The sequence below is a fragment of the Citrobacter rodentium NBRC 105723 = DSM 16636 genome, from assembly GCF_021278985.1.
In the GTDB taxonomy this organism is placed as follows: domain Bacteria; phylum Pseudomonadota; class Gammaproteobacteria; order Enterobacterales; family Enterobacteriaceae; genus Citrobacter_A; species Citrobacter_A rodentium.
The window spans coordinates 4,822,145-4,845,223 of record NZ_CP082833.1; the positions used below are offsets into that span (position 1 = coordinate 4,822,145).

19 protein-coding genes and 1 pseudogene are annotated in these 23,079 nt (G+C 57.3%); 17 read left to right on the forward strand and 3 right to left on the reverse strand.

Translation table 11 applies throughout. From position 1 onward, the window contains the following. Positions 1-17: 17 nt before the first annotated feature. The 8 genes from kdpB to K7R23_RS23010 all read left to right on the forward strand — a co-directional run bounded on the left by kdpB (position 18) and on the right by K7R23_RS23010 (position 11,497). A complete protein-coding gene (gene kdpB / locus K7R23_RS22975; RefSeq protein WP_012905031.1) occupies positions 18-2,066 on the forward strand; it encodes a potassium-transporting ATPase subunit KdpB in 2,049 nt (682 codons plus the stop codon). Positions 2,067-2,074: 8 nt separating this feature from the next. Then, on the forward strand, positions 2,075-2,641 hold the full coding sequence (gene kdpC / locus K7R23_RS22980) for a potassium-transporting ATPase subunit KdpC (protein WP_012905030.1): 567 nt from the start codon (positions 2,075-2,077) through the stop codon (positions 2,639-2,641). Further along, positions 2,641-5,328 (forward strand): two-component system sensor histidine kinase KdpD, encoded by a 2,688-nt coding sequence (gene kdpD, locus K7R23_RS22985; protein WP_012905029.1) that lies wholly within the window; start codon positions 2,641-2,643, stop codon positions 5,326-5,328. Before kdpC ends, kdpD begins: the two co-directional genes overlap by 1 nt. Next, on the forward strand, positions 5,325-6,002 hold the full coding sequence (kdpE, locus tag K7R23_RS22990) for a two-component system response regulator KdpE (protein WP_012905028.1): 678 nt from the start codon (positions 5,325-5,327) through the stop codon (positions 6,000-6,002). Before kdpD ends, kdpE begins: the two co-directional genes overlap by 4 nt. 278 nt (positions 6,003-6,280) lie before the next feature. Further along, positions 6,281-6,385: a leader peptide SpeFL gene (speFL, locus tag K7R23_RS22995; RefSeq protein ID WP_106875989.1), complete on the forward strand. Its 105-nt coding sequence runs from the start codon at positions 6,281-6,283 to the stop codon at positions 6,383-6,385. Positions 6,386-6,641: 256 nt separating this feature from the next. After that, positions 6,642-8,840, forward strand: coding sequence for an ornithine decarboxylase SpeF (speF, locus tag K7R23_RS23000; RefSeq protein WP_012905027.1), 2,199 nt, complete (start codon positions 6,642-6,644; stop codon positions 8,838-8,840). Next, complete coding sequence (potE, locus tag K7R23_RS23005) at positions 8,837-10,156, forward strand: putrescine-ornithine antiporter (protein WP_012905026.1); 1,320 nt, start codon at positions 8,837-8,839, stop codon at positions 10,154-10,156. Before speF ends, potE begins: the two co-directional genes overlap by 4 nt. A gap of 165 nt (positions 10,157-10,321) precedes the next feature. Continuing rightward, positions 10,322-11,497, forward strand: coding sequence for an IS4-like element ISCro2 family transposase (locus K7R23_RS23010; protein ID WP_012905025.1), 1,176 nt, complete (start codon positions 10,322-10,324; stop codon positions 11,495-11,497). A 54-nt stretch (positions 11,498-11,551) separates the two neighbouring features. Here the strand turns inward: K7R23_RS23010 and pgm are convergent, their stop codons facing one another. Beyond that, complete coding sequence (gene pgm, locus K7R23_RS23015; protein ID WP_012905024.1) at positions 11,552-13,192, reverse strand: phosphoglucomutase (alpha-D-glucose-1,6-bisphosphate-dependent); 1,641 nt, start codon at positions 13,190-13,192, stop codon at positions 11,552-11,554. A gap of 23 nt (positions 13,193-13,215) precedes the next feature. Continuing rightward, positions 13,216-13,761: a replication initiation negative regulator SeqA gene (gene seqA / locus K7R23_RS23020; protein ID WP_012905023.1), complete on the reverse strand. Its 546-nt coding sequence runs from the start codon at positions 13,759-13,761 to the stop codon at positions 13,216-13,218. Positions 13,762-13,950: 189 nt separating this feature from the next. Between seqA and ybfF the strand changes: the two genes are divergently transcribed. The 9 genes and pseudogenes from ybfF to tcuC all read left to right on the forward strand — a co-directional run bounded on the left by ybfF (position 13,951) and on the right by tcuC (position 21,575). After that, the gene (gene ybfF / locus K7R23_RS23025; RefSeq protein WP_012905022.1) at positions 13,951-14,724 is read left to right on the forward strand and encodes an esterase; all 774 of its coding nucleotides are present in this window, start codon (positions 13,951-13,953) and stop codon (positions 14,722-14,724) included. 128 nt (positions 14,725-14,852) lie between these two features. Next, positions 14,853-15,146: a LexA regulated protein gene (ybfE, locus tag K7R23_RS23030; protein WP_012905021.1), complete on the forward strand. Its 294-nt coding sequence runs from the start codon at positions 14,853-14,855 to the stop codon at positions 15,144-15,146. A 149-nt stretch (positions 15,147-15,295) separates the two neighbouring features. Next, entirely contained in the window at positions 15,296-15,826 is a 531-nt protein-coding gene (gene fldA, locus K7R23_RS23035) for a flavodoxin FldA (RefSeq protein WP_012905020.1), read from the forward strand. Between the two features lie 203 nt (positions 15,827-16,029). Beyond that, positions 16,030-16,115: pseudogene (locus tag K7R23_RS26020) on the forward strand (fur leader peptide). Further along, positions 16,108-16,554 carry a ferric iron uptake transcriptional regulator gene (gene fur, locus K7R23_RS23040; protein ID WP_012905019.1) on the forward strand — a complete coding sequence of 149 codons (447 nt, stop codon included), beginning with the start codon at positions 16,108-16,110 and terminating at the stop codon, positions 16,552-16,554. The pseudogene K7R23_RS26020 and the gene fur overlap by 8 nt, the downstream one beginning before the upstream one ends. A gap of 125 nt (positions 16,555-16,679) precedes the next feature. After that, positions 16,680-17,606: a tricarballylate utilization LysR family transcriptional regulator TcuR gene (tcuR, locus tag K7R23_RS23045; RefSeq protein ID WP_012905018.1), complete on the forward strand. Its 927-nt coding sequence runs from the start codon at positions 16,680-16,682 to the stop codon at positions 17,604-17,606. Positions 17,607-17,701: 95 nt separating this feature from the next. Next, positions 17,702-19,105 (forward strand): FAD-dependent tricarballylate dehydrogenase TcuA, encoded by a 1,404-nt coding sequence (tcuA, locus tag K7R23_RS23050; protein ID WP_012905017.1) that lies wholly within the window; start codon positions 17,702-17,704, stop codon positions 19,103-19,105. Next, positions 19,092-20,231: a tricarballylate utilization 4Fe-4S protein TcuB gene (tcuB, locus tag K7R23_RS23055; RefSeq protein WP_012905016.1), complete on the forward strand. Its 1,140-nt coding sequence runs from the start codon at positions 19,092-19,094 to the stop codon at positions 20,229-20,231. The genes tcuA and tcuB overlap by 14 nt, the downstream gene beginning before the upstream one ends. Positions 20,232-20,285: 54 nt before the next feature. After that, entirely contained in the window at positions 20,286-21,575 is a 1,290-nt protein-coding gene (gene tcuC / locus K7R23_RS23060; RefSeq protein ID WP_012905015.1) for a tricarballylate/proton symporter TcuC, read from the forward strand. A gap of 94 nt (positions 21,576-21,669) precedes the next feature. Here the strand turns inward: tcuC and chiP are convergent, their stop codons facing one another. Further along, the gene (gene chiP, locus K7R23_RS23065) at positions 21,670-23,076 is read right to left on the reverse strand and encodes a chitoporin ChiP (RefSeq protein ID WP_012905014.1); all 1,407 of its coding nucleotides are present in this window, start codon (positions 23,074-23,076) and stop codon (positions 21,670-21,672) included. Positions 23,077-23,079: the final 3 nt, after the last annotated feature.

The window sequence follows — 23,079 nt, forward strand, 5'->3', positions numbered from 1 at the left end:
GCACGGAGCACACAATGATGAGTCGCAAACAACTGGCGCTGTTCGAACCCCCCCTGGTGACTCAGGCGCTGACAGAGGCCGTTAAAAAATTATCTCCCCGCGCCCAGTGGCGCAATCCGGTGATGTTTATCGTCTGGATCGGCAGCCTGTTGACCACGCTGATCGCCCTTGCGATGTTCAGCGGCCTGATGTCCGGCAATGCGTGGTTCAGCGGGGCGATCTGCCTGTGGCTGTGGATCACCGTATTGTTCGCCAACTTTGCCGAAGCGCTGGCCGAAGGACGCAGTAAAGCGCAGGCTAACAGCCTGAAAGGGGTTAAAAAAAGCGCCTTCGCCCGTAAGCTGTGTGAACCGAAATACGGCGCGCAGGCAGAGCAGGTCCCGGCAGAGGCACTGCGCAAAGGCGATATCGTGCTGGTAGAGGCTGGCGATATTATCCCCTGCGATGGCGAAGTGATTGAAGGCGGCGCGTCGGTGGACGAAAGCGCCATTACCGGCGAGTCTGCGCCGGTGATCCGCGAGTCCGGCGGCGATTTCGCCTCGGTCACCGGCGGAACGCGCATTCTCTCTGACTGGCTGGTGATCGAATGCAGCGTAAACCCCGGTGAAACCTTTCTCGACCGGATGATCGCGATGGTCGAAGGCGCGCAGCGTCGCAAGACGCCGAACGAAATCGCGCTGACCATACTGCTGATTGCGCTGACTATCGTTTTTCTGCTGGCAACGGCGACCCTGTGGCCGTTTTCCGCCTGGGGCGGTCAGGCAGTCAGCATCACCGTGCTGATTGCCCTGCTGGTGTGCCTGATCCCGACCACCATCGGCGGCCTGCTCTCCGCGATCGGCGTCGCCGGGATGAGCAGAATGCTCGGCGCAAACGTCATCGCCACCAGCGGCCGCGCGGTGGAAGCGGCAGGCGACGTGGACGTGCTGTTACTGGATAAAACCGGCACCATCACCCTTGGCAACCGTCAGGCCTCGGCGTTCCTGCCGGCCAACGGCGTGGATGAAAGAGCGCTGGCCGACGCAGCGCAGCTCGCCTCTTTGGCGGATGAAACGCCGGAAGGCCGCAGTATCGCCATCCTCGCCAGGCAGCGTTTCAACCTCCGCGAGCGCGACGCGCAGTCGCTGCACGCAACGTTCGTACCGTTTACCGCCCAGAGCCGGATGAGCGGGATTAACATCGACAACCGGACAATCCGTAAAGGCTCTGTCGACGCCATTCGCCGCTATGTGGCGGCCAATGGCGGACAGTTTCCCGAAGATGTCGGGCAAAAAGTGGACAGCGTCGCCCGCAATGGCGCCACGCCGCTCGTGGTAGTGGAAGGCGCGCGGGTGCTGGGGGTGATCGCATTAAAAGATATCGTCAAAGGCGGGATTAAAGAGCGTTTCGCTCAGCTGCGCAAAATGGGGATCAAAACGGTCATGATCACCGGCGATAACCGACTGACGGCGGCGGCCATCGCTGCGGAAGCGGGCGTGGACGACTTCCTCGCCGAAGCAACGCCAGAAGCCAAGCTGGCGCTGATTCGCCAGTACCAGGCCGAGGGGCGTCTGGTGGCGATGACCGGGGATGGCACCAACGACGCCCCGGCGCTGGCTCAGGCGGACGTCGCGGTGGCGATGAACTCCGGCACCCAGGCGGCTAAAGAAGCGGGCAACATGGTCGATCTCGACTCCAACCCGACCAAGCTTATTGAGGTGGTGCATATCGGCAAACAGATGCTGATGACGCGCGGCTCGCTGACCACCTTCAGTATCGCTAATGACGTGGCGAAGTACTTCGCGATCATCCCGGCCGCCTTTGCCGCGACCTATCCGCAGTTGAACGCGCTGAACATTATGCGCCTGCATTCGCCGGATTCCGCTATTCTCAGCGCGGTGATTTTTAATGCGCTGATCATCGTTTTTCTGATCCCGCTGGCGCTGAAAGGCGTGAGCTACAGGCCGCTCTCTGCCTCAGCGATGCTGCGCCGCAACCTGTGGATTTATGGCCTCGGCGGCCTGCTGGCGCCGTTTATCGGGATTAAAGTGATTGATTTACTGCTGACCCTGTCGGGTCTGGTGTGAGGTGTACGATGAGTCAACTACGTCCCCTGTTGTCGACGCTGGTTTTCCTGATGCTAATGACCGGCGGCGTCTATCCGCTGCTGACCACCGCCCTCGGGCAAGGGTGGTTTGCGCCGCAGGCTAACGGTTCGCTGATTATTGAAGATAACGTCGTGCGCGGATCGGCGCTGATTGGACAAAACTTTACCGCCGAAGGCTACTTTCATGGCCGCCCTTCGGCAACCGCCGACATGCCTTATAACCCGCTGGCGTCCGGCGGCAGCAACCTTGCGGCCAGCAATCCTGCGCTGGACGCAGAGCTACAGCGCCGGATTGCCGCCCTGCGCGCCGCCAATCCGCAGGCCAGCGCGACGGTGCCGGTCGAGCTGGTCACCGCCTCCGCCAGCGGGCTGGATAACAACCTGACGCCCGCAGCGGTTGCCTGGCAGATCCCGCGCGTCGCCCGGGCGCGAAATCTCAGCGTTGAAACGGTAACGCAGCTGGTTGCAAAATACAGTCAAACGCCGCCGGTCAGCTTTATCGGCCAGCCGGTCGTGAACCTTGTGGAACTCAATTTAGCGCTGGATAAGCTCTGATGGTTAATGAAGAACCGCTACGCCCGGACCCCGATCGCCTGCTGGAGCAGACCGCCGCGCCGCATCGCGGCAAACTGAAAATTTTCTTCGGCGCCTGTGCGGGCGTCGGAAAAACCTGGGCGATGCTGGCAGAAGCGCAGCGTCTGCGCGCGCAGGGACTGGACGTGCTGGTTGGCGTGGTGGAAACCCACGGACGTCAGGAGACCGCCGCCCTGCTGGAGGGGCTGGTGCTCCTGCCGCTGAAGCGCCAGGCGCATCGCGGACGACACATCAGCGAGTTCGATCTCGACGCCGCCCTCGCCCGCCGTCCGGCGCTGATCCTGGTGGACGAACTGGCGCACAGCAACGCGCCAGGCTCCCGACATCCCCGGCGCTGGCAGGATATCGAAGAACTGCTCGACGCCGGTATCGATGTGTTCACCACCGTTAACGTTCAGCATCTGGAAAGCCTTAACGATGTGGTCAGCGGCGTGACCGGCATTCAGGTGCGTGAAACCGTACCGGACCCCTTCTTCGACGCCGCCGACGAAGTGGTGCTGGTGGACCTGCCGCCGGACGATCTGCACCAGCGTCTGAAAGAGGGCAAGGTGTATTTCGCCGGCCAGGCCGAACGCGCGATCGAACGTTTCTTTCGCAAAGGCAATCTGATCGCCCTGCGTGAACTGGCCCTGCGCCGTACCGCCGACCGGGTGGATGAACAAATGCGCGCCTGGCGCGCGCGTCCCGGCGAAGATAAGGTCTGGCACACCCGTGACGCCATCCTGCTGTGCATCGGGCATAACACCGGCAGCGAAAAGCTGGTGCGCGCCGCCGCACGTCTGGCTTCCCGGCTGGGCAGCGTCTGGCATGCGGTGTATGTGGAGACGCCCGCGCTGCACCGCCTGGCGGAAAAACAGCGCCGGGATATTCTGAGCGCCCTGCGGCTGGCGCAGGAGCTGGGCGCGGAAACCGCTACCCTTTCCGATCCCTGCGCTGACAAAGCGGCGGTCCGCTACGCCCGCGAGCATAATCTTGGCAAAATTGTGCTCGGACGCCCCTCGTCGCGGCGCTGGTGGCGAAAAGACAACTTTGCGGAGCGGCTGGCTAAACGCGCCCCCGAGCTGGATGTACTGATTGTCGCGCTGGACGAACCGCCCCGGCGCGCGCTGCCAGCGGTGCCGGATACGCGCAGCGTTAAGGATAAATGGCGCGTGCAGATTCAGGGCTGTCTGGTCGCCGTCGCGCTGTGCGCCATCACGACCGTTATTGCCAGCCAATGGCTGGCGGCCTTCGACGAGGCGAATCTGGTGATGCTGTATCTGCTCGGCGTGGTGGTGGTTTCCCTGTTCTATGGCCGCTGGCCGTCGGTATTTGCCACCGTGATTAGCGTTATCAGCTTCGATCTGTTCTTTATTGCGCCGCGCGGGACGCTTGCCGTGTCGGACGTACAGTATTTACTCACCTTTGCGGTGATGCTGACGGTCGGCCTGGTGGTGGGCAACCTGACCGCTGGCGTGCGCTATCAGGCGCGCGTCGCCCGCTATCGGGAACAGCGCGCGCGCCACCTGTATGAAATGTCGAAAGCGCTGGCGATGGGCCGCAGCGAACAGGATATCGCCGCCATCAGCGAGCGCTTTATCGCCTCGACGTTTCACGCCCGCAGTCAGGTTTTGCTGCCGGACGAGCACGGCAGACTGGTTCCACTCACCCGCCAGCAGGGCATCACTCCGTGGGATGACGCCATCGCCCGCTGGAGTTTTGACAAAGGGCTGCCTGCGGGCGCGGGCACCGACACGCTTCCCGCCGTGCCGTATCAGTTTATGCCCTTGCGCTGCGCGGAGAAAACCTACGGCCTGGTGATTGTCGAACCGGGAAATCTGCGCCAGCTGATGATCCCCGAACAGCAGCGTCTGCTGGAAACCTTTACCCTGCTGGTGGCGAACGCGCTGGAGCGCCTGACGCTGACGGCCAGCGAAGAGCAGGCCCGTCTGGCAAGCGAGCGGGAAAGCCTGCGTAACGCCCTGCTCGCCGCACTCTCCCACGATCTGCGCACCCCGCTGACGGTGCTGTTCGGCCAGGCGGAGATCCTCACCCTCGACCTCGCCAGTGAAGGCTCTGCGCACGCGAAACAGGCCAGCGAGATCCGCCAGCAGATCCTGAACACCACCCGGCTGGTGAATAATCTGCTGGATATGGCGCGCATTCAGTCCGGCGGTTTTAATCTTCATAAAGAGTGGCTTACTCTTGAGGAAGTGGTTGGCAGCGCGCTAAAAATGCTGGAGCCGGGCTTACTCCAGCCGGTGAATCTTTCGCTGCCTGCGCCGCTGACGCTGATTCACGTCGATGGTCCGCTGTTCGAGCGGGTGCTGATCAATCTGCTGGAAAATGCCATAAAATATGCCGGTCCGCAGGCGGAGATCGGTATTGACGCCCAGGTGACGAACAACCGGTTGCAGCTTGAGGTGTGGGATAACGGGCCGGGGATCCCCGAAGGCCAGCAGCAGTTCATCTTTGACAAATTCGCCAGAGGCAATAAAGAGTCCGCGGTGCCCGGCGTCGGGCTGGGGCTGGCGATTTGCCGGGCAATTGTTGAAGTGCATGGCGGAACTCTCACCGTTCGTAACCGCCCTCAGGGCGGCGCCTGCTTCCGTGTTACACTGGTACAGGAGCCGCCCCCGGCGCTTGAAGATTTTCATGAGGCTATGTGACAAACGTTCTGATTGTTGAAGATGAACAGGCCATTCGCCGCTTTCTGCGCAGCGCGCTGGAAGGCGACGGGCTGCGCGTGTTCGAAGCCGAAACCCTGCAGCGCGGATTGCTGGAGGCGGCGACGCGTAAACCCGATCTCATTATTCTCGATCTCGGTCTGCCGGACGGCGACGGTATCGATTTTATTCGCGACCTGCGGCAGTGGAGCGCGGTCCCGGTGATTGTGCTTTCCGCCCGCAGCGAAGAGAGCGACAAAATCGCCGCGCTTGATGCCGGCGCCGATGACTATCTGAGTAAACCCTTTGGCATTGGCGAGCTACAGGCGCGCCTGCGCGTGGCCCTGCGCCGCCACGCCTCCGCGCCCGCCCCAGAACCGGTTGTGCGCTTTTCCGATGTGACGATCGATCTTGCCGCGCGTCTGATTCATCGCGGCGAAAAGGAAATCCATCTGACGCCAATAGAGTTTCGTTTGCTGGCCGTCATGCTCAATAACGCCGGAAAAGTGCTGACGCAACGACAGCTGTTGAATCAGGTCTGGGGGCCGAACGCGGTCGAGCACAGCCACTATTTGCGTATTTATATGGCCCACCTGCGGCAAAAACTGGAGCAGGATCCTGCGCGCCCGCGGCATTTTATTACCGAAACCGGCATTGGCTATCGCTTTATGCCATGAATGGTTATTCATTATTTTTAAATAAATCGATAATTTAATTTTTAATACCACAGGATGGCGCAATAATATTTATTACGGAATAAGTAAAATCCTGGTAAAAGTAATAAAAACAACTTTATAACATATTATAAACATTTTAATGCTTTATCTTGATGTATTCAGAAAAAACGACTAAATATTTTTGAAATGATCGATTTTTGTTGATCTCCTTCACAGTTAAAGCTGTTTTCCTGGATAAAATACCCTCACCTTCTACTTCTAAAGGAAAGGTGATTCAAATGGAAAACAATAACCGCTTAATGCCTCATATCAGGCGAACAACGCATATTATGATGTTTGCCCACCGTAATAGTTTCGATTTTCATTTCTTTAACGCCCGTTAGTCTTTCGACTATGGGCACGCCAGCATACAGGTCTTCCTGACTCGCTGTATCACAGGCTTACGCCTGTATCTCTAAGTGCTCACACTGCTAAAACCTGAATTTGCCTGCCACCGGACAGGTGAGGTTTTTTGCATCCTGAAAAAAGCAATTCACTGATTTTATTTATCAGGGGAAGGACTTTGCTTTTATTCCGGCGCTATCAATTTCTCATTTGAGAAATTGAGGACCTGCTATTACCTGAAATAAAGAGATGAAAATGTCTGAATTAAAAATTGCCGTTAGCCGCTCCTGCCCTGACTGTTTTTCTACACAACGCAGTATAGTTAATGTCGATGAAACGCATTTTATTGACGTGGCTGCGGTAGTATTATCCGTCAACGATATTGAACGAGGAAAACTCGATGAAATAGACGCGACCGGCTACGGGATCCCGGTGTTTATCGCAACGGAAAATGAAGAGCGCGTTCCGGCCGATTATCTGCCGCGCATTTCCGGCGTCTTTGAATGCCATGAAGCCCGCGCCGCCTTCTATGGTCGCCAGCTTGAAAGCGCGGCGAGCCATTACGAAACGCAGCTGCGCCCACCGTTCTTTCGCGCGCTGGTCGATTACGTTAATCAGGGAAACAGCGCCTTTGACTGTCCCGGGCATCAGGGCGGCGAGTTTTTCCGTCGCCACCCGGCAGGCAACCAGTTCGTTGAGTATTTTGGCGAAACGCTTTTCCGCGCCGATCTGTGCAACGCTGACGTGGCGATGGGCGATCTGCTGATCCACGAAGGCGCGCCGTGCATTGCTCAACAGCATGCGGCAAAAGTGTTTAACGCCGATAAAACCTACTTTGTGCTGAACGGTACTTCATCGTCGAACAAAGTGGTGCTCAATGCGCTGTTAACGCCGGGCGATCTGGTGCTGTTCGACCGCAATAACCACAAGTCAAACCATCACGGCGCACTATTACAGGCTGGCGCCACCCCGGTTTACCTGGAAACCGCGCGTAATCCGTATGGTTTTATCGGCGGGATTGACGCGCACTGCTTTGACGAAAGTTACCTGCGCGAACTGGTCAGCGAAGTGGCACCGCAGCGCGCCCGCGACGCCCGTCCGTTCCGTCTGGCCGTCATTCAGTTAGGCACTTACGACGGCACTATCTATAACGCCCGCCAGGTGGTGGATAAGATTGGTCATCTGTGCGACTACATCCTGTTCGACTCTGCGTGGGTGGGCTACGAGCAGTTTATTCCGATGATGGCGGACTGCTCGCCGCTGCTGCTGGATCTGAACGAAAACGATCCGGGCATCCTGGTGACGCAGTCGGTGCATAAGCAGCAGGCCGGGTTCTCGCAGACCTCGCAGATCCATAAAAAAGACAGCCATATCAAAGGCCAGCCACGCTATGTGCCGCATAAGCGTATGAATAACGCCTTTATGATGCATGCTTCCACCAGCCCGTTCTATCCGCTGTTTGCCGCGCTTGACGTTAACGCCAAAATGCACGAAGGGGTCAGCGGTCGCAATATGTGGATGGACTGCGTGGCGAACGGTATCGACGCGCGTAAATTGATCCTCGAAAACTGCCATCATATCCGTCCGTTTGTGCCGGAAACGGTGGACAGCAAGCCGTGGCACGCTTACCCAACGGCGGAAATCGCCAACGATCTGCGCTTCTTCCACTTTGTGCCGGGGGAAAGCTGGCATGCGTTTGAGGGCTACGCCGAGCATCAGTATTTTGTCGACCCCTGCAAGCTGCTGCTGACCACCCCGGGCATTAATGCACGGACCGGCGAATACGACACCTTCGGCGTACCGGCCACTATTCTCGCCAACTTCCTGCGCGAAAACGGCGTGGTGCCGGAAAAATGCGACCTCAACTCGATTCTGTTCCTGCTGACCCCGGCTGAGGATATGGCGAAACTGCAACAGCTCGTCGCGCTGCTGGTGCGCTTCGAGAAGCTGCTGGAGTCTGACGCCCCGCTGGCGGAAGTTCTGCCGTCCATCTACAGGCAGCATGAGGCGCGCTATGGCGGTTACACCCTGCGCCAGCTGTGCCAGGAGATGCACGATCTCTACGCCCGTCACAACGTCAAACAGCTGCAAAAAGAGATGTTCCGTAAGGCGCATTTCCCGCGCGTCAGCATGAATCCGCAGGAGGCCAATTACGCCTACCTGCGCGGCGAAGTGGAGCTGGTGCCGCTGCCGCAGGCCGAAGGCCGCATTGCCGCCGAAGGCGCGCTTCCTTATCCACCGGGGGTGCTGTGCGTGGTGCCGGGGGAAGTCTGGGGCGGCGCGGTACTGCGTTACTTCAGCGCGCTGGAGGAAGGGATCAACCTGCTGCCGGGCTTTGCGCCTGAGCTTCAGGGCGTTTACATCGAAGAACGTGATGGCCGCAAGCAGGTGTGGTGCTACGTGATTAAAGCGCGTGAAGCACAGCACGACCTGCTGAAAGGAGAAACAGTATGAGTAAAGCCAAAGCCAACAAAATGGGCGTTATCCAGCTCACCATTCTGACGATGGTCAACATGATGGGCTCCGGGATTATCATGCTGCCGACCAAGCTCGCGGAAGTCGGCACCATATCGATTATCTCCTGGCTGGTCACCGCCGTCGGCTCGATGGCGCTGGCCTGGGCCTTCGCCAAGTGCGGGATGTTCAGCCGTAAATCCGGCGGGATGGGCGGCTATGCGGAGTATGCCTTCGGCAAGTCCGGCAACTTTATGGCCAACTACACCTACGGCGTGTCGCTGCTGATCGCCAACGTTGCCATTGCGATTTCCGCAGTGGGCTACGGCACCGAGCTGTTTGGCGCGACGCTCTCGCCGGTGCAGATCGGCCTCGCCACCATCGGCGTCCTGTGGATCTGCACGGTCGCTAACTTTGGCGGCGCGCGCATCACTGGACAGCTCAGCAGTATTACCGTCTGGGGAGTGATCATTCCGGTGGTCGGCCTGTGCATCATCGGCTGGTTCTGGTTCAGCCCGACCCTGTACGTTAACTCCTGGAACCCGCATCACGTGCCGTTCTTTACCGCCGTCGGGTCATCAATCGCCATGACGCTGTGGGCGTTCCTCGGGCTGGAGTCAGCCTGCGCCAATGCGGAAGTGGTGGATAACCCGGAACGCAACGTGCCGATCGCGGTACTTGGCGGAACGCTGGGCGCGGCGGTGATTTATATCGTCTCCACCAACGTGATTGCCGGAATTGTGCCGAACATGGATCTGGCGAACTCTACCGCGCCGTTTGGCCTGGCGTTTGCCCAGATGTTCACCCCGGAAGTCGGTAAGGTGATCATGGCGCTGATGATCATGTCCTGTTGCGGCTCGCTGCTGGGCTGGCAGTTCACTATCGCCCAGGTGTTCAAATCCTCTGCCGACGAAGGTTATTTCCCGAAAATCTTCTCGCGGGTGACAAAAGTGGATGCGCCGGTTCAGGGAATGCTGACTATCGTCATCATCCAGAGCGGGCTATCGCTGATGACCATCAGCCCGTCGCTGAACAGCCAGTTCAACGTGCTGGTCAACCTGGCGGTAGTGACCAATATCATCCCCTACATCCTGTCGATGGCGGCGCTGGTGATTATTCAGAAAGTGGCGAACGTCCCGCCGACAAAGGCGAAAATGGCGAACTTTGTGGCGTTCGTTGGCGCGATGTACAGCTTCTACGCGCTCTACTCATCGGGGGAAGAAGCGATGCTATACGGCTCGATTGTGACCTTCCTCGGCTGGACGCTGTATGGTCTGGTATCGCCGCGCTTTGAGCTGAAGAATAAGCACGGGTGATGTTCATTATGTCGCCATCCGGCACTGCCTGGTGGCGCTTCGTTTTTCAGCCCTGCTAATCTGTAAAAAAGGCGTCTTATGGCCTGAGGGTTCCCCATAAATAAAGACAGGCATAGAAGGTTGTGATCTACTTAGTGTTCCACCAAAAAGTAAGGTCACTCCTCTATGCCTGCTTCACAAGTTTGCCATAAATTTTTCAGCCAGTCCCTGAACTCCATTCATCAGTACCGTAAAAATGCCCTGCTCGATATGACCGTGGCCCTGACGCGTGGTGCTTCGCTTTCTCTTACCAGCATCGGCAGATACCTGCCAGGCCCCGCACGAGTTAAGCACAAGATTAAGCGTGTTGACCGGCACCTCAACAGCGACCTGATGTTCAGTGATATTCCCTCCGTCTACCGGCAGCTTGTATCCCGACTCACACACAGTCTTTCAGTTTGTGTCATTGCCGTGGACTGGAGTGGTTATCCTTCATCAGAGCTCAGTGTTTTGCGGGCAAGCTTATTGTGCGATGGCAGAGCTATTCCTCTGATGAGTAAAGTCATTTCCTCCCGCTACCAGAACAACTCTGCCGTGCAAAATGCCTTTCTCGATCAGATGGCTACTGCCATCGGCAAAGATAAGCAGGTCATTATCGTGACTGATGCAGGCTTTCGCAGCAGCTGGTTTCACCACATCCGTTCTCTGGGCTGGGATTTTGTCGGACGAGTCAGGGGCAGCCTCTATTTTCAGGTCGTCGGGGATGAAGATTGGCAGATGGCGCGGGATATTGCATCATCAACAACGGCGCGCTATCTGGGATTCGGGCGACTGGCACGCAACGCCAGTCGTGACTGTCCGGGACATTTTTACACCGTACATAAGAGGGCGACGGGCAGGAAAAGCAGCCAGCATTACCCCAGAACAGACAGGATGTACCGTAAAAATGCGCGTGAACCGTGGCTGCTTTTTACCAGCCTGATGGAATATAAGCCACGCGAGATTGTTAAAATTTATAGTCGCCGTATGCAGATAGAACAGAACTTCAGGGATGAAAAAAGCGAGCGCTATGGGTTGGGACTGCGGGCAAGTAAAAGCCGGGGGGAGAAACGAATATCCGTGCTTTGCCTGGTTGCAGTTCTCTACAGCATCATCATATGGCTGACAGGATATTACCTTGAAAGTAAGGGAATAAATCGATGGTTCCAGGCGAACAGTGAGAAATCACGCAGGGTGCTGTCGTATCTGACATTGAGTGAAAATGTCATCAGGCAGTCGCCGGGGCTCCTGTCGGGGATGAACCCCGACAGGGTATACGCCGATATGGCGAGGGCCTATCGAAACATTATTATGGTGTATTAATGATGTTTCTGGGGATCCCTCAGGTCTTATGGCGCCTTTTCATTTCACTTCACGTTATGCGTTTTTCAGCACTTCGCTGACGATTTCCACCGCTTCTTTTTCAATCTGCTTGCGGTGCTCTTCGCCGAGGAAGCTTTCGCAATAGATCTTATAGGCATCTTCCGTACCGGAAGGACGCGCGGCGAACCAGCCGTTGTCGGTCATCACTTTCAGACCGCCAATCGACGCGCCGTTGCCCGGCGCTGCCGTCAGACGTGCGGTGATAGGGTCGCCCGCCAGCGTGCTGGCGCTGACCATCTCCGGAGAGAGCTTAGACAGCGCGGCTTTTTGCGCGGAGGTGGCGCCCGCCTGCAAACGGTTATAGCTTGGCGCGCCGAAACGCTTCGCCAGCTCGTTGTAATGCTCCTGCGGGTTCTTGCCGGTAACCGCGGTGATTTCCGCCGCCAGCAGGCACATGATGATCCCGTCTTTATCGGTAGACCACGGCGTACCGTCGAAACGCAGGAACGATGCCCCCGCGCTCTCTTCGCCGCCGAAGCCGAAGCTGCCGTCGAAAAGCCCGTCAACAAACCACTTAAAGCCAACCGGCACTTCCACAAGCCGACGGCCCAGGTCGTTGACCACGCGGTCAATCATCGCGGAAGAGACCAGCGTCTTACCGACCGCCACCTCTTTGCCCCACTGCGGACGATGCCGGAACAGATAGTTAATGGCGACCGCCAGATAGTGGTTAGGGTTCATCAGCCCCGCGGGGGTAACGATGCCGTGACGGTCATAGTCCGGATCGTTGGCGAAGGCCAGATCGAACTTATCACGAAGCGCCAGCAGACCGGCCATCGCGCACTCAGAGGAGCAGTCCATGCGGATCGCCCCGTCCTTATCCAGATGCATAAAGCGGAAGGTCTGATCCACCTGATCGTTCACAATGGTCAGGTTCAGCTTGTAGTGTTCAGCAATGCGCTTCCAGTATTCGATACCGGAGCCGCCCAGCGGATCGACGCCCAGCGTCAGGCCCGCCTTCTGGATCGCGGTCATATCAACAATTTCCGCCAGCCCTTCAACGAACGGCTGCACCAGATCCTGCTCTTTGACGTGACCAGACGCCATCGCCGCGTCGAGAGAAATGCGCTTCACCCCCTTCAGTCCGTCGGCCAGCAGCGCGTTCGCGCGATCTTCCACCACTCTGGTGACGTTGGTGTCCGCCGGGCCGCCGTTTGGCGGATTGTATTTGATGCCGCCATCTTCCGGCGGGTTATGGGACGGCGTGATCACAATACCGTCGGCCAGCGGACCGCCCTTCTTATTGTGTACCAGGATAGCGTTCGACACCGCAGGCGTCGGGGTAAACCCGTTGTTCTCCTGAACAATCACGTCGACGCCGTTGGCGGCCAGCACTTCAAGTACGGAGATAAACGCCGGTTCGGACAGCGCATGGGTGTCTTTACCGACATAGCAAGGGCCAGTGATACCGTTTTTCGCCCGTTCTTCGGCGATGGCCTGGGCAATCGCCAGAATGTGCGGCTCGTTAAAGCTGTGACGGCCAGCGCTGCCGCGGTGTCCGGAGGTGCCGAACTTCACCGCGTGCTCTTTATTCCCTGTCTCTGGCTTCAGGACATAATATTGCGCCGTCAGCTGGGCGACGTTAATCAAATCACTTTGTTGCGCAGGTTGACCTGCACGGGTGTGGATTGCCATTGCCTGGTCCTTTTATGCAAGCATTAAATTGTTCCGCAAACCTTTTCAATCAATTCCGCCGGGAATTGCATTGACTGCATGATGTGTTCAATCATGCTGCATTTACGGCCGGTGTTGGTGTTAGTGATCACCCAGTACGGCGTGCCTGGCACATGTTTAGGCTTAGTCTGGTTACCGTTTTTCAGCAACGTCTGTTCATCCGCCGCGAAGTAAACGCGCGTGCGGCCATGCAGCGACTCGGTTGCCTCGGCAAACGCCTGGTGATCCAGTGAATAAAGTGTAGACAGCACCAGCATAAAGCGATTCACCGCTTTTCTCTGTTCCGCATATTCATCGGACAGCAGCAGCTCACGCATGGCGCGCACCTTATCTTTGACAGGATTGACGGGCTTCGTCTCCGCGCTCACAGGCTGCGCGGCGCGAACCTCTTTGGTTGCGGAAGCGACAGGCTGTGATGCAGCGGAAAACTTCAACATACGCCGTAAAATGTCGGATGCGCTCTCGCCGATATGCTTCGTGTGGCTGGCAATATAGCTGTAGAGTTCATCATCAACTTCAATCGTTTTCATCTTAATCCAGTGCGGTGTCTTATCTGATCTGAATACAAATCGTTGGAATTATAGGAGCAAATCCCAACAGCGGATAGCGTCAAGCCTGGCTGAACGAAAAACTCGGAGTAAACCGTATCAGTTGCAGCCCGGCGGCAGAATGGTCAACATAATACCCTAACCCGACAGAGCGAAAAAAAGAACTTTGCCATGAAATTGAATATCCGAGCGCAAACTGCACAAAACCTGCACAATAATTCTCCCATCGTCCTTGTTCACGGTCTGTTTGGCAGCCTGGACAATCTTGGCGGCCTGGCGCGCGAGCTGGTCAGCGACCATGACATTATTCAGGTCGATATGCGCAACCATGGCTTTTCGCCGCGCGACCCGCGGATGGATTATCCGGCGATGGCGCAGGATCTGCGCGATACGCTGGATGCGCAGCAGATCGAAAAGGCCACCTTTATCGGCCACTCGATGGGCGGTAAAGCGGTGATGGCCCTGACCGCGCTGGCGCCGGAGCGGATTGATGGCCTGGTGGCGATCGATATCGCCCCGGTGGACTACCAGGTGCGACGCCACGACGAGATTTTCGCGGCGATCAACGCGGTGACGACATCGGATGCGCAGACGCGCCAGCAGGCGGCGGCGGTGATGCGCGAGCATCTCAAAGAGGAAGGCGTGATTCAGTTTTTGCTGAAATCGTATGTCGACGGCGAATGGCGTTTTAACGTTCCGGTACTGTGGGATCAGTATCCGCATATTGTCGGCTGGGAGCCGGTTGCGGCCTGGGATCGCCCGGCGCTGTTTATCCCCGGCGGCAACTCACCTTACGTCACCGAAGCGTATCGCGCGGATCTGCTCGCCCAGTTCCCGCAGGCGCGCGCCCATGTGATTGCCGGCGCCGGCCATTGGGTCCATGCCGAAAAGCCCGACGCGGTGCTGCGCGCCATCCGCCGCTATCTGAACGATATCGCCGACTGATTAAAAACTCAGCGTCCGCGCGCGATTACGTGCGCTAACGTTGGCGCGCCTCATTCGCTGATGTATGATGGCGCGCTATCCATCCGGGCAGAGGCCTGGCTGATTGTTTCCCCGAAGTCACCAAAATCATGGCCAAAGAACAAACGGACCGTACGACATTAGATCTGTTCGCGCACGAGCGTCGCCCGGGAAGACCGAAAACCAATCCGCTTTCCCGCGATGAACAGCTGCGCATCAACAAGCGCAACCAGCTAAAACGCGATAAAGTTCGTGGCCTTAAGCGTGTCGAACTCAAGCTCAACGCCGAAGCCGTCGATGCCCTCAATGAGCTGGCGGAATCCCGCAATATGAGCCGTAGCGAACTGATCGAAGAGATGCTGATGACCCAACTGGCGGCGCTGCGCGGCCAGGGAGCGCTCTGATTTCCCCGCTTTAACCACTTTCGTGTAGCATGAAGTGCACTCGCGTGCGTTTGCTATTTCCGCATACCTGACTGTTCTGCTATGATTGCCCTTATCTGTGGGCAATTCGCCCCCACCATTTCAATAAGTTTCAAGAGGTTACTTTACTCATGGCAATCACTGGCATTTTTTTCGGCAGCGACACCGGGAATACCGAAAATATCGCAAAAATGATTCAAAAACAGCTTGGTAAAGATGTTGCCGATGTGCACGACATTGCAAAAAGCAGCAAAGAAGATCTCGAAGGCTATGACATTCTCCTGCTCGGCATCCCGACCTGGTACTACGGCGAAGCGCAGTGCGACTGGGACGACTTTTTCCCGACCCTGGAAGAGATTGATTTCAACGGCAAGCTGGTGGCGCTGTTCGGCTGCGGCGACCAGGAAGATTACGCGGAATACTTCTGCGACGCATTAGGCACCATCCGCGATATTATTGAACCGCGCGGCGCGACCATCGTCGGCCACTGGCCAACCGCCGGCTATCATTTTGAAGCGTCAAAAGGGCTGGCCGATGACGATCACTTTGTTGGCCTGGCTATCGACGAAGACCGTCAGCCGGAACTGACCGCTGAGCGCGTGGAAAAATGGGTTAAGCAGATCTCTGACGAACTGCACCTCGACGACATCATCAACGCCTGATGAAAACGCGGCGCAGCTCAGTTTGCGCCGCATCAATAGATAAAAGCAATCAAAATAATTGCTACAAATTTGTAACTTTCTTGCCCATCCCTGTACAATGTGCGGGAGTTATTAGGTGGCGCTCTCATTTCCAGGCAATACCACGTTTTTTATTAACATTTGCCCGAGGCTTGCAGTTTTCATTTAAGGATGGCGGTCCTATAATGAGAGGCATTATCTCGAGTGCAATTTCTGTCACTTCTTGTATGAAGTGAATCGTTTAGCAACAGGACAGATTCCGCATGACTGACAACAATACCGCATTAAAGAAGGCTGGCCTGAAAGTAACGCTTCCTCGTTTAAAAATTCTGGAAGTTCTTCAGGAACCGGATAACCATCACGTCAGTGCGGAAGATTTATACAAACGACTGATCGACATGGGTGAAGAAATTGGCCTGGCGACCGTGTATCGCGTACTGAACCAGTTCGATGACGCCGGTATCGTCACCCGCCACAATTTTGAAGGCGGCAAATCCGTTTTTGAGCTGACCCAGCAGCATCATCACGATCACCTTATCTGCCTTGACTGCGGCAAAGTGATTGAATTCAGCGACGACTCTATCGAAGCGCGCCAGCGTGAGATTGCGGCGAAACATGGTATCCGCCTGACGAACCATAGCCTCTATCTGTACGGCCACTGCGCCGAAGGCGACTGCCGCGAAGACGACCACGCGCACGACGCGAAATAATTTACCTCGCGATGAAAAGCCAGCCTGTCGGTTGGCTTTTTTTATGGCTTCAGCCCCCTTCCCTCCACCGCCTTGTTGCTTTAATGTAAAAATCTCCTCCTCCTCTTCTTATCCGGAGTCTCGAAATGGAACTTCGTCAGCTGCGTTATTTCGTGCGCATTGTGGAAACCGGCAGCATGGGCAACGCGGCGCTCGACCTTGATATTGGCGTCTCCGCGCTGAGCCAGCAGATGACGCGGCTGGAGAATGAACTCGCCATCCGCCTGCTGCAACGCACCTCACGGGGCGTCACGCCGACCAATGCCGGGCTGGCCTTTTACTCCCAGGCGCAGCTGGCGCTACGCCACGCCGACGATGCCGTCCTCGCCGCGCGCGAGGCGCGCCTCTCCGGACACGTCAGCGTCGGTATGGCGCCAAGTACCGCCTCGGTGCTGGGTATGCCGTTTATCCATGCGATGCGGGAAAGCTACCCCGACGTCCGCCTGCATGTAGTGGAAAGCCTTTCCGGTAATCTGGAGCGGATGATCAATACCCGTCAACTGGATTTAGCGGTTGTTTTCCAGAAAGAGAAAATCCTGCGCTGGAGCGCCAGGCCGGTGCTGGAAGAGCGGCTGTTTCTGATCGGCGCGCATGACCTGCTGGCGAATCTTCCCGACGAGCGCATCACCCCGGTGCAGCTCTCCTCTGTCCCGCTGATTATGCCAAGCCTCGGGCACGGGCTGCGCGGCAGACTGGAGGCCATCGCGCAGGAGCACGGCCTGCACATTGAAATTGCGGCTGAAATAGACGGACTGGCGCTGTTAATGCGGGCGGTACGCGAAGGACTTGGCGCGACGCTACAGCCCGGCGCGGCGGTATCACACCTTGACAGGGATGCGCTGAGAGTGATCGGCGTCGACAATCCGGTACTCAGTCGTCCCAATTTTCTGGTCAGTTTATCCGATGACGAACTCCCCCCGGCAGGCCTGGCCGCCCGCGTGGTGCTGACAAAAGTCATGCGTCAGCTGGTGGAAGCGGGAGTCTGGCCCGGCGCGACCCTTTACGTTAACTAAACGGGCCTTCAGGAACGCGTCATAGCGCCCTTACAACTCATGCGTATACATTTTCATTACAAATTTAACATTTGTTAAAGGTAATGGAGTTTACGATGGTTGATGTACTGGTGATCGGCGGCGGCAATGCCGCATTATGCGCCGCCTTAACCGCCCGGCAAGCTGGCGCGTCGGTGCTGCTGCTGGAGGCGGCGCCGCGGGAGTGGCGCGGCGGCAATTCTCAGCACACCCGCAATTTGCGCTGTATGCACGACGCCCCGCAGGATGTGCTGGTCGACAGTTACCCCGAAGAGGAGTTCTGGCAGGATCTCTGGCGCGTCACCGGCGGCAATACCAATGAAGCGCTGGCGCGCCTGGTGATCCGCACCTCTTCACACTGCCGCGACTGGATGCGTAAGCACGGCGTAAACTTTCAGCCGCCGCTCTCCGGCGCCCTGCACGTGGCGCGCACCAACGCCTTTTTTATGGGCGGCGGCAAGGCGCTGGTCAACGCCTATTACCGCAGCGCAGAAAATCTGGGGGTCGCTATTCGCTACAACACCCCGGTGCAGGCGCTGGAACTGCATAACGGCGAGTTTGTCGCCGCGCTGGCGGGAGACGAACGTATTACCGCCAGAACCTGCGTGCTCGCCGCCGGCGGTTTCGAGTCTAATCGCGAGTGGCTGCGCGAAGCCTGGGGGCAGAACGCGCGCGGCGAATGGCCCGCCGATAACTTTCTGATTCGCGGCACCCGCTTTAATCAGGGAGTCTTGCTGAAATTTATGATTGATGCCGGAGCGGATATTATCGGCGATCCTTCACAGTCGCACTGCGTGGCGATTGATGCCCGTGCACCGCTGTATGACGGCGGGATTTGCACCCGCGTGGACTGCGTCTCTTTAGGCGTAGTCGTGAACCGTGACGCTGAGCGCTTTTATGACGAAGGCGAAGATTTCTGGCCGAAACGCTACGCCATCTGGGGGCGGCTGGTCGCCCAACAGCCGGGGCAAACTGGCTTTTCCATTATCGACAGCAAAGCCATCGGCCACTTTATGCCGCCGGTATTCCCCGGCGCGCAGGGCGATACGCTGGAGGAACTGGCCCGCCAGCTGGGGCTGGATGAACAACGCTTTACCGATACCATCACCCGCTACAACCAGGCCTGCCAGCCCGGCCAGTTTGACCACACCACGCTGGATAACTGCGCGACGGCAGCGTTAACGCCGCCGAAAACGCACTGGGCGCGCCCCATTGATACGCCGCCCTATTATGGCTACGCCCTGCGTCCGGGGATCACCTTTACCTATCTCGGTCTGAAGGTGAACGAACGCGCGGCGGTGCATTTTGCCGGAAAGCCCAGCCGCAACCTGTTTGTCGCCGGTGAGATGATGGCGGGCAACGTCCTCGGCAAGGGCTATACCGCTGGCGTCGGCATGTCGATCGGCACCACCTTTGGCCGTATCGCAGGAGAGCAAGCCGCGCTGGCGGCGCAAAAGGAGGCGAACCATGAAGCAGCTTGAAAAATTGATCATCGAAGCGCAAATCATTACGCAACCAGAAGCGGAGGTAGAACGGGTGATGCAGGTCTGCAACGCCTGCCGCTACTGCGAAGGTTTTTGCGCCGTCTTTCCGGCAATGACCCAGCGGCTGGCGTTTGGCAAAGCGGACATCAACTATCTGGCTAATTTATGTCATAACTGCGGCGCCTGCCTGCACGCTTGTCAGTACGCCCCGCCCCATGAGTTTGCCATTAACGTGCCGAAAGCAATGGCGGAAGTCCGGCTTGAAACGTATCAACACTACGCGCAACCTGCCGCCTTCGGCGCGCTGTATCGTCGGGCGGGAGTGACTACCGTACTGACGCTGGTTTTTGGCCTGGTGCTCTTTTTACTGCTGGCGCTCGGACTGAAAGGCTCTCTGCTGCACCCGCCGCTGGCCGGTGATTTCTATCAGATTTTCCCGCATAACCTGCTGGCGTGGATGTTTGGCTCCGTTTTTATTCTGGCGATCGGTTTGCTGATGGCGGGAGTGATCCGCTTCTGGCGCGAGATCTCGCCGGTGGTGCCGCAGCCAGTGGAAATTGCCGAAGCAGCCCATAATGCGCTGACTCTTAAGTATCTCGACGGCGGACACGGCAAAGGCTGTAACGAAGCCGATGACGCCTTCACGCTGATGCGTCGTCGTTTCCATCACTTCACCTTCTACGGTTTTATGCTCTGCTTCGCCGCTACCGTGGTGGCAACCGGCTATCACTATTTCGCCGGATGGGAAGCGCCCTACCCCTTTTTCAGCGTACCGGTGATCCTCGGCACGCTGGGCGGTCTGGGGCTGATCGTCGGGCCTGCGGGTTTACTGTGGCTGAATCTTAAGCGTTCTCCGCTGCACGGCGACGCGCGGCAAAAGCCGATGGATCGCGGTTTTATTCTGCTGCTGTTGCTGACCAGCCTGACGGGGCTGGCCCTGCTGGCCGGAAGAGACACCGCCTGGATGGGGGTGTTGCTTGCCGTCCATCTCGGCGTAGTGATGGCGCTGTTTTTAACCCTCCCATACGGAAAATTCGCCCACGGATTTTACCGCTGTGCTTCGTTACTCAAATGGGCAATCGAGAAGCGGCGCGGAAAACAGGCGGGCGTCGCAGGCGACTGACCCGCAATATCTTACCTCTATAAATATTATGATAAGACAGTGGAGAGCAATTCCATGAGCCAACAACCATCGCGCGCCGGGACATTCGGCGCAATCCTGCGGGTAACCAGCGGTAATTTTCTCGAACAGTTCGACTTCTTTCTGTTTGGTTTTTACGCCACCTACATTGCGAAAACGTTTTTTCCGGCAGAAAGCGAATTCGCCTCATTAATGCTGACCTTTGCCGTATTCGGCTCCGGCTTTCTGATGCGCCCGGTCGGGGCAGTCGTGCTGGGTTCCTATATCGACAGAATCGGCCGCCGGAAAGGGCTGATGGTCACGCTGGCGATTATGGGCTGCGGTACGCTGCTGATTGCCCTTGTTCCCGGCTACCAGACTATTGGCGTACTGGCGCCGGTTCTGGTGCTGCTGGGGCGGCTATTGCAGGGCTTCTCTGCCGGCGTGGAGCTGGGCGGCGTTTCCGTTTATCTCTCAGAGATCGCCACACCGGGCAGGAAAGGTTTTTACACCAGCTGGCAATCCGCCAGCCAGCAGGTGGCGATTGTGGTGGCCGCGCTGATTGGCTACGGCCTGAACGTCACTCTCGGTCACGATGACATTTCCGAATGGGGCTGGCGCATTCCGTTCTTTATTGGCTGTATGATTATTCCGCTGATCTTTGTGCTGCGCCGTTCGCTTCAGGAGACCGAAGCGTTTATGCAACGTAAACACCGCCCCGACACCCGGGAGATTTTCGCCACCATCATTAAAAACTGGCGCATTATCACCGCAGGCACGCTGCTGGTGGCGATGACCACAACGACGTTTTATTTTATTACCGTCTATACCCCGACCTACGGTCGCGCCGTCCTGCATTTAAGCGCGCGCGACAGCCTGATTGTCACTATGCTGGTCGGCATTTCTAACTTTATCTGGCTGCCGATTGGCGGCGCGATCTCCGATAAAATAGGTCGTCGTCCGGTACTGATGGGTATTACTCTGCTGGCGCTGCTCACCACCTGGCCGGTAATGCACTGGCTGACCGCCGCGCCGGATTTCACCCGCATGACGCTGGTGCTGCTGTGGTTTTCTTTCTTTTTCGGCATGTACAACGGCGCGATGGTGGCGGCGCTCACCGAGGTGATGCCGGTTTACGTGCGCACGGTCGGTTTTTCGCTGGCCTTCAGTCTCGCCACCGCCATTTTCGGCGGCCTGACTCCCGCCATCTCCACCGCGCTGGTGCAGATGACCGGAGATAAAAGCTCTCCGGGCTGGTGGCTGATGTGCGCCGCGCTGTGCGGGCTTGCCGCCACGGCAATGCTGTTTGTGCGCCTCAGTCGCGGCTATCACCCCGTTGAGAATTAACCTGTAAAAGCAAACGGGCGGAGAGAGTCTCCGCCCGCTTCACCTGAATCGATCCTCAACGGTGCGGCAGGCGCGTTGCCCGCCGCTCCGGGCATCAGAAGATAGTGAACGGGGCGATAACGATAAACTTCACGTCGCGCTCATCCTGGAAGATGTTGCCATAACCGCCGCCCCAGCTCGGGATATTGGAGTGGTTGTCATATTCGGTGAAGTGCAGCTTAAACATGGTGCCTTTTGCACGACCATCCTGTAGGGTGTAAACAGCATCCAGACTGTAAGAAGACTCTTCGATAGTACGATTCTTGTCGTAATAAGCGTCTGGATTGCTCTGCCAGGTAGATGGCTTCGCATCCCAGGCATACACGTATGATGCGCCTACCGCCCAGCCCGGCAGATTCCAGTTTTTCAGATCGTACATCGCGCCGAAGAAGACCGCTTTTTCGCCGTTGGCGTTGAAGTCGGAGCGGTTATCCCACCAGATGTCCAGGCGACCGTTTGAGGAGGCATAGGTCGGCGTCATACGCTGCAGGAAAAAGCCCTGCTGCCCTTCAGCTTTCACCCAGGTCCCTTCCAGCCGCAGATCAACTACTTCCGCCACCTTATAGCCAAAGGTCAATGCCTGTAGCCATGCGGTGCCGTCGTAAATATCATTTGTGCTACGGTCATCCACTTTGTCGCGCGCGCCGTAGAATTGATAGCTGGTGGTCAACGGATTACCACCTAAGTCAAATTTGTAGCTGGCCTTGGCAAAGTACTGGTCGACATAGCCTTCGGATTGACCAAACGCGGCTTCCAGCACCAGGTCGTTTTTGAAATCGTATTTTGCGCCGATAGAGTGCAGATAATCGACTTTGGTCTTTTTATCCGCCTGATAGAATTTATCGACTTCAGTGTGCCACGGCGCTTTATATTCATTGGCCCACATATAGGAGAAGCTCAGCGCGCCGGCATCGCCGTAGTCAAAATTCGCCCCGGCTTCGGCCCCCTGATAGGTGCCCGGCATAAAGCTCCAGTGCGGCGCTAACAGCGTTTGTCCGGTTGGCTGAATATAACCCGCGCGCGCCCATACCGGACCATATTTAAATTTCGCCGCCGCTTTATACAGGCTTACCCCGCTCTTATCTCCGGAGTAATCTTCGTCGTAGCCTTTATTCTTTTTCGAGAAGGCAATTTCATTGGGGTGACCGCTGTCGCCGTTTTCAGCCATTTCAATCGCGGTAAAGGCTGCAATATCCAGACCGAACATATCGGCCGCATAGCCGGACTGGAAATCCAGGTTGGCGTTCCATGTCGCGTGGGAGAGGTTGGTTTTGTACTTGTCGCCGTCTTCCACATCCTTACGGTCGCGCTCACGCTGCCAGTAATAGATGCCGCCGGTTAAGGTTGAATCGTCGATAAAGCCCTCAGCATGAGCCTGCGGAACAACGACCAGACCTGACATTGCTGTGATGCCGGCGATAGCCAGCGCCAGCGCACTACGTTTGCCACTGAACGTACGCATATG

Excerpts from the sequence above, each read along its gene's own strand:
- tcuA (WP_012905017.1), top strand. The coding sequence starts at position 17,702 with ATGGTTGATGTACTGGTGATCGGCGGCGGCAATGCCGCATTATGCGCC.
- ybfF (WP_012905022.1), top strand. The coding sequence starts at position 13,951 with ATGAAATTGAATATCCGAGCGCAAACTGCACAAAACCTGCACAATAAT.
- seqA (WP_012905023.1), bottom strand. The coding sequence starts at position 13,761 with ATGAAAACGATTGAAGTTGATGATGAACTCTACAGCTATATTGCCAGC.
- chiP (WP_012905014.1), bottom strand. The coding sequence starts at position 23,076 with ATGCGTACGTTCAGTGGCAAACGTAGTGCGCTGGCGCTGGCTATCGCC.
- K7R23_RS23010 (WP_012905025.1), top strand. The coding sequence starts at position 10,322 with ATGCCTGCTTCACAAGTTTGCCATAAATTTTTCAGCCAGTCCCTGAAC.
- kdpD (WP_012905029.1), top strand. The coding sequence starts at position 2,641 with ATGGTTAATGAAGAACCGCTACGCCCGGACCCCGATCGCCTGCTGGAG.
- speFL (WP_106875989.1), top strand. The coding sequence starts at position 6,281 with ATGGAAAACAATAACCGCTTAATGCCTCATATCAGGCGAACAACGCAT.
- potE (WP_012905026.1), top strand. The coding sequence starts at position 8,837 with ATGAGTAAAGCCAAAGCCAACAAAATGGGCGTTATCCAGCTCACCATT.
- fur (WP_012905019.1), top strand. The coding sequence starts at position 16,108 with ATGACTGACAACAATACCGCATTAAAGAAGGCTGGCCTGAAAGTAACG.
- kdpC (WP_012905030.1), top strand. The coding sequence starts at position 2,075 with ATGAGTCAACTACGTCCCCTGTTGTCGACGCTGGTTTTCCTGATGCTA.
- tcuC (WP_012905015.1), top strand. The coding sequence starts at position 20,286 with ATGAGCCAACAACCATCGCGCGCCGGGACATTCGGCGCAATCCTGCGG.
- ybfE (WP_012905021.1), top strand. The coding sequence starts at position 14,853 with ATGGCCAAAGAACAAACGGACCGTACGACATTAGATCTGTTCGCGCAC.
- tcuR (WP_012905018.1), top strand. The coding sequence starts at position 16,680 with ATGGAACTTCGTCAGCTGCGTTATTTCGTGCGCATTGTGGAAACCGGC.
- kdpB (WP_012905031.1), top strand. The coding sequence starts at position 18 with ATGAGTCGCAAACAACTGGCGCTGTTCGAACCCCCCCTGGTGACTCAG.
- speF (WP_012905027.1), top strand. The coding sequence starts at position 6,642 with ATGTCTGAATTAAAAATTGCCGTTAGCCGCTCCTGCCCTGACTGTTTT.
- tcuB (WP_012905016.1), top strand. The coding sequence starts at position 19,092 with ATGAAGCAGCTTGAAAAATTGATCATCGAAGCGCAAATCATTACGCAA.
- pgm (WP_012905024.1), bottom strand. The coding sequence starts at position 13,192 with ATGGCAATCCACACCCGTGCAGGTCAACCTGCGCAACAAAGTGATTTG.
- fldA (WP_012905020.1), top strand. The coding sequence starts at position 15,296 with ATGGCAATCACTGGCATTTTTTTCGGCAGCGACACCGGGAATACCGAA.